The sequence below is a fragment of the Enterobacter cloacae complex sp. HYC080_NIDB genome (genome assembly GCF_056673325.1).
Genome location: NZ_CP114212.1, coordinates 2,723,228 through 2,735,376 on the forward strand (window position 1 = coordinate 2,723,228; position 12,149 = coordinate 2,735,376).

General features: G+C 57.1%; 8 protein-coding genes. 3 read left to right on the plus strand and 5 right to left on the minus strand.

The features are described from left to right. Window positions 1–159 precede the first annotated feature (159 nt). Window positions 160–2,091 carry a methyl-accepting chemotaxis protein gene (locus tag O1723_RS12960; RefSeq protein ID WP_023337103.1) on the plus strand — a complete coding sequence of 644 codons (1,932 nt, stop codon included), beginning with the start codon at window positions 160–162 and terminating at the stop codon, window positions 2,089–2,091. 45 nt (window positions 2,092–2,136) lie between these two features. On the opposite strand, the gene cobB is transcribed toward O1723_RS12960, so the two are convergent. Genes cobB through lolC form a run of 5 tightly spaced genes read right to left on the minus strand, consistent with a single transcriptional unit; the run spans window position 2,137 to window position 7,075 of the window. Beyond that, on the minus strand, window positions 2,137–2,958 hold the full coding sequence (gene cobB / locus O1723_RS12965) for a Sir2 family NAD+-dependent deacetylase (protein WP_014883409.1): 822 nt from the start codon (window positions 2,956–2,958) through the stop codon (window positions 2,137–2,139). A 14-nt stretch (window positions 2,959–2,972) separates the two neighbouring features. Beyond that, window positions 2,973–3,884, minus strand: a complete 912-nt coding sequence (nagK, locus tag O1723_RS12970; protein WP_023337102.1) for an N-acetylglucosamine kinase — start codon at window positions 3,882–3,884, stop codon at window positions 2,973–2,975. A 53-nt stretch (window positions 3,885–3,937) separates the two neighbouring features. Next, a complete protein-coding gene (gene lolE / locus O1723_RS12975) occupies window positions 3,938–5,182 on the minus strand; it encodes a lipoprotein-releasing ABC transporter permease subunit LolE (RefSeq protein ID WP_014883407.1) in 1,245 nt (414 codons plus the stop codon). Beyond that, window positions 5,182–5,883 (minus strand): lipoprotein-releasing ABC transporter ATP-binding protein LolD, encoded by a 702-nt coding sequence (gene lolD / locus O1723_RS12980; protein WP_023337100.1) that lies wholly within the window; start codon window positions 5,881–5,883, stop codon window positions 5,182–5,184. The genes lolE and lolD overlap by 1 nt, the downstream gene beginning before the upstream one ends. Then, the gene (lolC, locus tag O1723_RS12985; RefSeq protein WP_014883405.1) at window positions 5,876–7,075 is read right to left on the minus strand and encodes a lipoprotein-releasing ABC transporter permease subunit LolC; all 1,200 of its coding nucleotides are present in this window, start codon (window positions 7,073–7,075) and stop codon (window positions 5,876–5,878) included. The genes lolD and lolC overlap by 8 nt, the downstream gene beginning before the upstream one ends. A 258-nt stretch (window positions 7,076–7,333) precedes the next feature. Here lolC and O1723_RS12990 point away from each other — a divergent pair, with 258 nt between their 5' ends. Together O1723_RS12990 and mfd are read left to right on the plus strand one after the other, a co-directional pair. Beyond that, on the plus strand, window positions 7,334–8,407 hold the full coding sequence (locus O1723_RS12990; protein WP_014883404.1) for an acyltransferase family protein: 1,074 nt from the start codon (window positions 7,334–7,336) through the stop codon (window positions 8,405–8,407). Window positions 8,408–8,557: 150 nt separating this feature from the next. Continuing rightward, window positions 8,558–12,004: a transcription-repair coupling factor gene (mfd, locus tag O1723_RS12995; RefSeq protein ID WP_248191169.1), complete on the plus strand. Its 3,447-nt coding sequence runs from the start codon at window positions 8,558–8,560 to the stop codon at window positions 12,002–12,004. The last annotated feature ends 145 nt before the right edge of the window (window positions 12,005–12,149 follow it).

Below are 12,149 nucleotides of genomic sequence, written 5' to 3' on the forward strand. Positions count from 1 at the left end.
TTTGATTGAATGCACAAAATAAAAGCATCCACACTAATTAACAGGGTTTATATTCTCAGAATTTAAATTAAATACTCCCGGTACTCTACAGAAAGAGAGTGATATATCCGATAAGTAATATGTGCCTGACCGACACGCACACGATTACGGGAGATAAGAATGCAAAACGCCAAGGTCCGAAGATCAAAAATGAGCGTCAAAACGTTAATGCTATTGTCCATTTTTCTCACCGTGACGGTAGGCTTTACCGCCACGATTGGTTTTATGATGTGGCAGTGGATGGCGCAGCAGGACAGTCTGGCCAAAAAACATATCCGCCAGATTGCTGAGGTGCAGTCTTTGCAGGTCAGTAAGGAGATGGATTCCGCGCTGGCTGCCGCCAGGGATATGGGCAACAGTGCCCTGGCGCTGAGGGATGCGGGCATCTCCGATCGCCAAAGTCTCAACCAGCTGCTGATCCATTATCTTGCGGCCCACCCGCAGTTTCTCTCCATGTCGATGGCTTTTGAGCCCAACGCGTTTGACCATCAGGATGCCGCCTTTGCCGGACAGAGCGGAGAGGATCCTGCCGGACGCTTTGCCCGCTATGTCGACCGCGATGCCTCTGGCAAACCCGCACTGCACCTGCTGACGGACCTGGAAACACCCGGCAGCGGCGATTATTACCTGCTGCCGAAGCAACGGCAAAAAGAGGTGATCATCGAACCCTATATCTACCCCTACAATGGCGTAGACGTCATGCTTACCTCCATTGCCGCCCCCATTATGGCTGACGGCAAGTTTCTGGGATCGGTCACCTCTGACTTTTCACTCGCCACGCTGCAAGCCATGACTGGGGCAATAAAGCCGTGGAACGGGACTGGCTATGCCCTGCTCCTCTCAGCGGAAAATAAAGTGGTATTCAGCCCGGACAAACTGGCCACCGGAAAACCTTACGCGGGAAAGATAACGGGCCATGATGTCATCCGGGAAAACGATCCACTGCTGAAGGAGGAGGCATTTATTACCTGGCAGGATATTGCAATTGGTAACAGCCAGACGCCGTGGAAGCTGGCCATCGTCACTCCGGTCAGTGAGGTGATGGCCGAGGCGCGTGCATTTTTGCTGAAAGCCATTGTCCTTATGGTGCTCAGTATCGTAGTGGTGAGCCTGGTCATGGCGCAAATCTTTACGCGTAAAGTTGACCGACCGGTGGGTGGCGAACCTTCTGACGCCGCCGGAATTGCCCTGGCCGTCGCCCGCGGGGAGCTGAACAATACAATTCCGGTGCGCGCGGGAGATACTCGCAGTATTTTTTACGCCCTGCACACCATGCAGATGCAGCTCAAACGCATCGTCGACAACATCAGCGATGCCAGCCATTCCGTGCGGGGTGGCACCAGCGAGATTTCGGCAGGTAACCTTGACCTTGCCTCGCGAACCGAGGAGCAGGCAGCAGCGATTGTGGAAACCGCGGCCAGCATGGAAGAGATTTCGGCCACGGTGAAGAATAATGCCGACAATGCGCACAAAGCGACCACGCTGACCGACCGCGCCGCCAGCCTCGCCGGACATGGCGAAACGCTGGTGAACGACGTTGTCACGGTGATCGGCGAGATTGATGACAGCGCGCGTAAGATCGGTGAGATCAACAGCATTGTCGATGGCATTGCCTTCCAGACCAATATCCTGGCGCTAAACGCTGCCGTAGAAGCCGCACGGGCGGGTGAGCAGGGACGCGGTTTTGCGGTGGTGGCCGGTGAAGTCCGTAACCTGGCCCAGCGGAGCGCTAACGCAGCAAAAGAGATTTCTCAGCTCATTGCCGAATCGTCTGGCCGCGTCAACAAAGGCGTTGAGCTGGTCAATGAAACCGGCGTGATGATGAAACAGGTTATCGAGGCGGTGTCGCATGTGCATCTGGTGATCAACGATATCGTTCAGGCGCTGGACGAGCAAAATCGGGGGATTAGCCAGGTCAGCACCGCCGTGAATCAGATGGACAGCACAACCCAGCAGAACGCCGCTCTGGTGCAGCAGATCTCAGCCGCGGCGCTCTCACTGGAAGAGCAGGCTAAATCGCTGGAGAAGACGCTGGCGTTCTTTCATTCGTAAATCGTCAGGCACCCGCAGGACGGGTGCCTTTTTACACCATTGCCGCTAAAGCCCTTTCAGCAGCTTGTCGACAAATTCCGGGACGACCGCGCTTGCCAGACCGTAGTGTTTCTCTTCAAACTCGCTGCCCACCTGGCTTGGCTCCAGATTGAGCTCAACCGTATGGGCGCCGTGCAGTCGCGCTTCGTGAACAAACCCCGCCGCCGGGTAAACATGGCCGGATGTACCAATGGCGATAAACACGTCTGCCATCGCCAGCGCGCTGTAGATATCATCCATCCCCAGGGGCATCTCCCCGAACCACACCACGTGCGGGCGCAGGCGTGCGGGGAACTGACAGCAGTGACATTTGTCTTCTGGCAGCACGTCCTCTTTCCAGTCCAGCACCTGGCCGCTCCAGGCACAGCGAACTTTGAGCAACTCACCGTGCATGTGGATGATGTTTTTGTTACCGGCTCGCTCATGCAGGTTGTCGATATTCTGCGTCACCAGCAGGAAACGATCCCCCAGCGCCTCTTCCAGCTTCGCCAGCGCCAGATGCGCCGGATTGGGCGCAATCTCAGGCTGCTGCAGCTGGCGACGGCGGGCGTTGTAAAACGCCTGCACGAGATCCGGATCGCGGGCAAAACCTTCCGGCGTGGCGACATCCTCCACACGGTGTTCTTCCCACAGTCCGTCCGCCGCGCGGAAGGTTCGAATTCCTGACTCAGCGGAGATCCCCGCCCCGGTCAGCACCACCACTCTGGGTTTATCCATCGCTTCTGGCATCATTCTGTCTCTGAAAAAGATCCGCTGACGCAAGCGCTCACGTAAGCGGCGTTTGTTTTTGCGAAAACGGCTGAGTCGACCCTGGCGACGCGACAGCATAGAAACCTCGTAAACTAATCGGTGAGATGAAGGAATGCGGCTCCGCGCATGCCTCCTGCGTCCCCGTGTCGCGCACGTTCAATACGCGGCACGCGTGCAACCGGCAATAAATGTCGGGGCAAACGCCCGGACAACTGTTCCGTAATCGCAGTGAAGTTTGACAACCCTCCCCCAATCACCAGCAGATCCGGGTCGACGATAGTGAGAATATTTCCCAGACATACCGCCAGCAGATCCAGATAGCGCTCAACGTGCTCACGCGCCTGCGCATCCCCTTGCTCCCACAAGGTAATGATTTGAGGGGCCTCAAGTTTCTGATGATAGAAGTGTTCGTAAAGCCATGCAAACCCGCGGCCGGAGAGGTAGTTCTCAATACAGCCGTGCTGGCCGCAGCCGCAGCGGGTCAGCGGAAACTCACGCCCGACAACGTCCAGGGCATCCACCGGCAAGCGGATATGGCCGAACTCACCGGTGATATAGCTACGCCCAGTGATGGGCTTACCGTTGATCACGATCCCTCCGCCGACGCCCGTGCCGAGGATCAGTCCCATGACCAATGGATACTGACGGAATTCATCATCCCAGGCTTCAGAGAGCGCAAAACAGTTGGCATCGTTATCTAAACGCACGTCGCGTTCAAGGCGGGCAGAGAGATCGGCACGCAGCGGTTTGCCGCTGGCAGCAGGTACGTTGGCGGCATACAGCGTGCCGTCGTCGGTTTCGGGCATGCCCGGAATACCAATGCCGACGCTGCCTTTGACGCCAAAGCGTTCATCTGCTTGCGCCACCAGCGCGGCAATGGCGGTTAAAAATTCGTCGTAGCTCTCGCGCGGCGTGGGAACGCGCGTTTCCCACTGCAGCCTGAGGTCTTTATCAAATACGCCGAGCGCAATCTTGGTGCCGCCAATATCAAATCCATAATACATAGTGCATTCCTCTTTTGACCTGGCGGCCCAAAAGCCGCTAGATCATGACGTAATTACTGGCCACTTAATACCCTCGCCGGATCAATTCGGCTTGCGCGACGCGCCGGATACCAGCTTGCCAGCAGACTCAGTAAAAGTGCTGTAACCAGCACATAAAAAACGTCCAGCCAGTGCAATTCAGACGGCAGGAAGTCAATAAAATAGATATCACCCGACAGGAACTGGTGACCAATAAGCTTTTCAATGCCGTTGATAATTGGCGTCAACTGCAGGGAAACCACCACGCCAATCACCACGCCACACAGGCTACCGAACAATCCTGCCAGCAAACCGTACCAGACGAAGATGGCGCGAATAAGACCGTCTTTCGCCCCGAGCGTTCTCAGCACGGCAATGTCACCGCTCTTGTCCTTGACTGCCATCACCAGCGTCGAGACGATATTAAAGCACGCGACGCCAATCACCAGCACCATCGCCAGATACATAATCGCGCGGATCATCTGGATATCACGGTACATATACCCGTAAGTGCCGATCCAGCTTTTGATGTAAACATAGTTATTGGTCACGCTGCCCGCGTCGCGTACCAGTTTGTTGGCATTAAAGACGTCGTTCACCTTAATGGCAATGCCCGTCACGCTGTCGCCCATGTCGAGATACTGCCGCGCATCTTCCATCGGCACCATCGCAAAGCTATGGTCAAGCTGACCGCTCAGCTGAAGAATACCGGTGACGTGCAGGCGCACGCGTTTCGGCTGCTGCAATTTGTGATCGGCGCTGGCGTTCGGGATCATGATCGACACCCAGTCGCCCTGCTTCACCTTCAGGGCATCTGCAACGCCTTTGCCCATGATGATCTGCTGCTCGCCGGCCTTAAAGTTTGCCCACGCGCCGTTCTGCACATATTTCGGCAACGCGCTCAGGCGTTCTTCCTGGGCGGGGTTCACCCCTTTCACCTGGATGGCACGCAGGTTTACCCCGCTCTCCACCAGCCCGGTAAAGTTGATATAGGGCGCGGCAGCAGCGATGCCCGGGACTTTCTCTACTTTGTTGAGCGCATCGCTCCAGTGGGTCCAGGGCTGGTTAACCGGCTCGATTTCCCCGTGCGGTACCACCGCCAGAATGCGGTTATTCAGTTCGCGCTCGAAGCCGTTCATGGCGCTCAGGCCGACAATCAACACCGCCACGCCCAGCGCAATTCCGATGGTCGAGATGACGGAGATGAGCGACACCATGCCGCCGCGACGGCGACCGCGGCTAAAGCGTAACCCGATGAGTAACGATAACGGTGAAGCCATTACTCCGCTCCCATCAGGGTCAGTTCTGCATTCAGATGACCGTCGCGCATTTCAAGCTGGCACCCCATGCGTTTTGCCAGCTGCAGATCGTGGGTGACCACCAGAAACGCGGTGCCCTGCGAGGCGTTAAGTTCACCCAAAAGCTGGAAAATACTGTCCGCATTACGCGCATCCAGGTTACCGGTCGGTTCATCCGCCAGTACCAGACGCGGGTTGTTGACCAACGCACGGGCAATGGCCACGCGCTGACGTTCGCCGCCGGAAAGCTCCGACGGACGGTGATTGCCACGGTGACCCAGCCCTACTGCGTTCAGCATGTCGCTGGCGCGGGCGTTAATTTCTGCCGGTTTCTTTTTGCCAATCAGCAACGGCATCGCCACGTTTTCCAGCGCCGTGAAATCCGGCAGCAGGTGGTGGAACTGGTAGATAAAGCCCAGCTCGCGATTACGCAGCTCGGCCTTCGCCGCTGAGGACATTTTGCTCATCGGCTGGCCGGAAAAAATCACGTCGCCGTTGGTTGGGGTATCCAGCCCGCCCAGCAGGTGCAGCAGCGTACTTTTGCCCGAGCCGGAGCTGCCGACAATCGCCATCATCTCGCCTTCGCCCACGCTAAAGCTCACATTGTGCAGCACGTCGGTCTGCACAGCGCCTTCCTGATAGCGTTTGGACAGGTTGTCGCATTGCAACAGGATCTTATTCATAACGTAAAGCCTCAGCGGGTTGAGTGGCGGCAGCGCGCCAGGAAGGATAAAGCGTCGAAAGCAGCGCAATGGCCATCGCGGCCAGCGCAATACCGATAACCTGCAGCGGCTCGATAGCCACCGGCAGCGCCGCGCCATCAAGCAGCGCGCCGATGATCGGCATTAAATTATTAAGCTGGCTGGCAAGCAGTGCGCCGAGCCCCGCCCCCAGCAGCGCGCCGATAATCCCGGCGCTGGCACCCTGCACCATAAAGACCGCCATGATCTGGCGCGGCGTGAGCCCCTGGGTTTGCAGGATGGCGACCTCGCCTTGCTTTTCCATCACCATCAGACCCAGCGAGGTGATGATGTTAAAAGCGGCCACGGCCACGATCAGGCTCAACAGCAGCCCCATCATGTTTTTTTCCATACGCACGGCCTGGAACAGTTCGCCTTTACGTTCGCGCCAGTCCTGCCATTTGGTGCCGTCCGGCAGTTTTTGCTGGCTGAGGGTATCAACCTTCAGCGGCGCGTCGAGCCACAGGCGCCAGCCCGTGATGTTCCCTGCCGGGTAACGCATCAGGCGCGAAGCATCCTGAATGTTAACCAGCATCTGATAACCATCGACTTCGCTGTTGGCGGCAAAAGTACCAATTACGTTAAACAGGCGCTGGCTTGGCAGGCGCCCCATCGGCGTAAACTGACTGGCAGAGGGCACCATCACACGCAGCTGGTCGCCACGGTTGACGCCAAGCTGGCCGGCAAGCTGCTCACCCAGAATAACGTTGTATTTTCCGGCGGCCAGATCGGTCTGCTTCACGTTAACCAGGTACGGCGTCAGCGGATCGTTTTGTGCAGGGTCAATACCCAGCATGACGCCGACCGCCACGCTGCGGGCGCTTTGCAGCACCACGTCGCCGGTTGTTAACGGCGCAACGCGCGTGACCCCCTGTAACTTCGCCGCACTTTCCGGCAGCTGTTGCGGGTTCAGCGAACCGTTGGTGGAGGAGAGAACGGCCTGCGGCATCAGCCCCAGGATGTTGTTTTGCAGCTCGCGCTCGAAGCCATTCATGACGGAAAGGACCGTCACCAGTGCCATCACGCCGAGCGTAATGCCAATAGTCGAAAGCCAGGAGACAAAGCGACCGAAGCGGTCCGCGGCGCGCCCACGCATGTAACGTAAGCCTATGAAGAGTGCGACAGGTTGATACATGAAATCCGTCTGTTTGCTGATAGCAGACCCACGAGTATATAAGCGAATCCGTTAAGCGTAAATGACTGAAACCGTAAGCTTTGGTAATCATTTTTCTGAAAAATTCAGATAAATCAGCGTGCTATTGTCTGAATTGTCGCCTCGCAACCTCCACCTTTTCCGAAAAACCTCCTGATACAGACTGTTACCCGTTACATCCCGGTTTCATTTCAGAACAATTGCTCGTTCGTTTATGGCAATTTAAGGTAGTCGCGAACAATGAAGCAAAAAGCATTATGGATTAACCAGATAAAAGGGCTGTGTATCTGCCTGGTGGTTATCTATCATTCGGTCATCACCTTTTATCCGCACCTGAGCGGGCTGCAACATCCGCTATCCGGCCTTCTCGCGAAATGTTGGGTCTATTTTAATCTCTACCTCGCCCCATTCCGCATGCCGGTATTCTTCTTTATCTCCGGCTATCTGATCCGTCGTTATATCGATGAGGTGAACTGGCGAACCAGTCTCGACAAACGGATCTGGAGCATTGTCTGGGTTCTGGTCCTGTGGGGGATTCTGCAATGGCAGGCATTGACCCACCTGAATGCCTGGCTGGCGCCCGATCGTGAGCTTGCCACCTCCTCGAACGCGGCCTACGCCGATTCCCTCTCAGGATTTGTACGCGGTATGCTCACCGCCAGCACCAGCCTGTGGTATCTGTATGCTCTGGTCGTCTACTTCACGCTGTGTAAACTACTGAGCCGCTGGAAGCTACCGGTGCTCGGGCTGCTGGCACTGGCGAGCGTCGCGATCAACTTCCTGCCGTTGCCGTGGTGGGGAATGAACAGCGTAGTACGCAACATGATCTACTACAGCCTCGGAGCGTGGTATGGCGCAGAGCTGATGGCGTGGATGAAAAGTTTCAACCTGCGCCGCACGTGGCTGGCGACAGGCGCGTTCGCCGCCGTCTCCGTGGTGCTGTGGTTTGCTAACGTTCCTCTCCTGCTTTCCCTGCTGTCGATTGTGTTGATCATGAAGCTTTTCTACAGTATTGAGCAGCGTTACGCCGTGCATCCCAACAATCTGCTGAACGTGATTGGCTCCAACACCATTGCGATCTATACCACCCACCGCATCCTCATTGAGGCCTTCAGCCTGTTCCTGATTGGCGAGATGAATGCCGCATACTGGCCGGTCTGGGCAGAGCTGGGCTTAATTCTGGTCTATCCGTTTGCCAGCCTGCTTATCTGCACCCTTGCCGGGCTCGGGGTGCGCAAACTCTCCACCGCGCTGTTTGGCGATCTTTTCTTCTCTCCTCCGTCAACGCTCTCCCTGTCACCGTCCCCCCGCTAATGCCTTCTCCGCCCCCCGTTTTGGGGGCGGAAAGTCACCCCGTGCGGTTACAATTTGCTTATGTAAAACGATCGAGGATAATAAAGACATTGCGTATCAGTGATATGCCCCAATACTGTTGGTATATCCATAAGAGACTCTGACATAGCCATGCCTGAACACTATCGTTATTCCTTGCCTGTCAAAGCGGGCGACCAGCGCCAGTTGGGTGAACTTACGGGCGCGGCGTGCGCCACGCTGGTGGCAGAAATTGCTGAGCGACACCCCGGCCCGGTGGTGCTTGTTGCCCCGGATATGCAAAATGCCCTGCGCCTGCGCGACGAAATCCGCCAGTTCACCGATAGCCTGGTGTTCAGCCTGGCCGACTGGGAAACGCTGCCGTATGACAGCTTCTCTCCGCATCAGGAGATCATCTCCTCGCGCCTGTCGACGCTCTACCAGTTGCCGACCATGCAGCGCGGTGTGCTGATTGTGCCGGTAAATACCCTGATGCAGCGCGTCTGTCCGCACAGCTATCTGCATGGTCATGCGCTGGTGATGAAAAAAGGCCAGCGCCTGTCCCGTGATGCCCTGCGCGAGCAGCTTGACGGTGCCGGCTATCGTCATGTCGATCAGGTGATGGAGCACGGGGAATACGCAACCCGTGGCGCGTTGCTTGACCTTTATCCCATGGGCAGCGACCAGCCGTATCGTCTCGATTTCTTCGATGATGAAATCGACAGCCTGCGCGTGTTCGACGCCGACACCCAGCGCACGCTAGAGGAAGTAGAGTCCATTAACTTACTGCCCGCGCATGAATTCCCGACGGACAAAACTGCCATCGAACTGTTCCGCAGCCAGTGGCGCGATAAGTTCGACGTCAAGCGTGATGCCGAGCACATCTATCAGCAGGTCAGCAAAGGCACGCTCCCGGCCGGGATCGAATACTGGCAGCCGTTGTTCTTTAACGAGCCGCTGCCTGCCCTGTTCAGCTACTTCCCGGCAAATACGCTGATTGTGAACACCGGCGATATCGACGCCAGCGCCAGCCGTTTCGAAAGCGAAACCCGCGCCCGCTTCGAAAATCGGGGCGTTGACCCGATGCGTCCGCTGCTGCCGCCGGAAGCGCTGTGGCTGCGTACCGACGAACTCAATGCGGAGCTGAAGCGCTGGCCGCGGATCCAGCTCAAAACCGATTCGCTTGCCGATAAGGCCGCCAACACCAACCTCGCCTTCCGGACGCTGCCGGACCTGGCCGTTCAGGCGCAGCAGAAATCGCCGCTGGATAATCTGCGCAAGTTCCTGGAGTCCTTTACCGGCCCGGTGGTGTTCTCCGTTGAGAGTGAAGGCCGCCGCGAAGCACTCGGCGAGCTGCTGGGTCGAATAAAAGTTGCGCCGAAACGCATTCAGCGCCTGAGCGACGCGGCCGGAAACGGCCGTTATCTGATGATTGGTGCCGCCGAACACGGGTTTATTGATACGCTCAACAACCTGGCGCTGATTTGCGAAAGCGATCTGCTGGGTGAGCGCGTCGCGCGGCGCCGTCAGGACAGCCGTCGAACCATTAACCCGGACACGCTGATCCGTAACCTGGCCGAACTGCATCCGGGCCAGCCGATTGTTCACCTGGAGCATGGCGTTGGGCGCTATCAGGGAATGACCACGCTGGAAGCCGGCGGCATCAAAGGTGAATACCTGATGCTGACCTACGCCAACGACGCCAAACTGTATGTTCCGGTGTCATCCCTGCATCTGATCAGCCGATACGCGGGTGGCGCGGAGGATAACGCCCCGCTGCACAAACTGGGCGGCGATGCCTGGGCTCGCGCGCGCCAGAAAGCGGCGGAGAAAGTACGCGACGTGGCGGCCGAGCTGCTGGATATCTACGCCCAGCGCGCGGCCAAAGAGGGCTTCGCCTTTAAGCATGATAAAGAGCAGTACCAGCTGTTCTGCGACAGCTTCCCGTTTGAAACCACGCCGGATCAGGCCCAGGCCATCAACGCCGTATTGAGCGACATGTGCCAGCCGCTGGCGATGGACCGCTTAGTCTGCGGCGACGTCGGCTTCGGCAAAACCGAAGTGGCGATGCGCGCCGCCTTCCTGGCGGTTGAAAACAACAAGCAGGTGGCGGTGCTGGTGCCGACCACCCTGCTCGCCCAGCAGCACTTCGACAACTTCCGCGACCGTTTCGCCAACTGGCCGGTGCGCATTGAGATGCTGTCACGTTTTCGCAGCACCAAAGAGCAGACGCAGATCCTCGAACAGGCAAGCGAAGGCAAAATCGATATTCTGATCGGTACGCACAAGCTGTTGCAAAGCGACGTGAAGTGGAAAGATCTGGGACTGCTGATCGTCGACGAAGAGCACCGCTTCGGGGTGCGTCACAAAGAGCGGATCAAAGCGATGCGCGCCGACGTCGATATTCTGACCCTGACCGCAACGCCAATTCCGCGTACGCTGAACATGGCGATGAGCGGCATGCGCGATCTGTCGATTATCGCCACACCACCGGCGCGTCGTCTGGCGGTGAAAACCTTTGTCCGCGAGTACGATAATCTGGTGGTACGCGAGGCGATCCTGCGTGAGGTACTGCGCGGGGGCCAGGTTTATTATCTTTATAACGACGTTGAAAATATCCAGAAAGCCGCGGACAGGCTGGCCGAACTGGTACCGGAAGCGCGTATTGCCATCGGCCACGGGCAGATGCGCGAGCGCGAGCTGGAGCGGGTGATGAACGACTTCCACCACCAGCGCTTTAACGTACTGGTGTGTACCACCATCATTGAAACCGGCATTGATATCCCGACGGCGAATACCATCATTATTGAGCGTGCGGATCACTTTGGTCTGGCGCAGCTTCATCAGCTGCGCGGTCGCGTCGGACGTTCGCATCATCAGGCTTACGCCTGGCTGTTGACCCCGCATCCGAAAGCGATGACCACCGACGCGCAAAAGCGTCTGGAAGCCATCGCCTCGCTGGAAGACCTCGGTGCAGGCTTTGCGCTGGCCACGCACGATCTTGAGATCCGTGGTGCCGGCGAACTGCTGGGCGAGGATCAGAGCGGCTCCATGGAAACCATCGGCTTCTCGCTCTATATGGAGCTGCTGGAAAACGCGGTTGATGCCCTGAAGGCCGGACGCGAGCCGTCGCTGGAAGATCTCACCAGCCAGCAGACCGAGGTCGAGTTGCGTATGCCGTCCCTGCTGCCGGATGATTTCATTCCTGATGTGAATACCCGCCTGTCATTCTACAAACGCATTGCCAGCGCGAAGAATGAAAATGAGCTGGAAGAGATCAAAGTGGAACTGATTGACCGCTTTGGCCTGCTGCCCGATGCGGCGAGAAATCTGCTGGATATCGCGCGGCTGCGCCAGCAGGCGCAGAAGCTGGGGATCCGCAAACTTGAAGGTAATGAAAAAGGCGGCGTCATTGAATTCGCCGAGAAGAACCACGTCAACCCGATGTGGCTGATTGGCCTGCTGCAAAAACAGCCGCAGTATTTCCGCCTGGATGGGCCAACCCGTCTGAAATTTACCCAGGAGCTGGCGGATCGCAAAACCCGTATGGACTGGGTGCGTAACTTTATGCGGCAGCTCGAAGAGAACGCGGTCGCGTAATCTGACCTCCCCCCGTTAGCCAGTGCTGCCGGGGGGACAATTTACAAACTCTTTGCACTTCACCCGATCTTCCCGACACACCCTTTCGCCATAATTATCATTAACACCTTATAAAACAATAACCTTATCATTTATATGGATTATG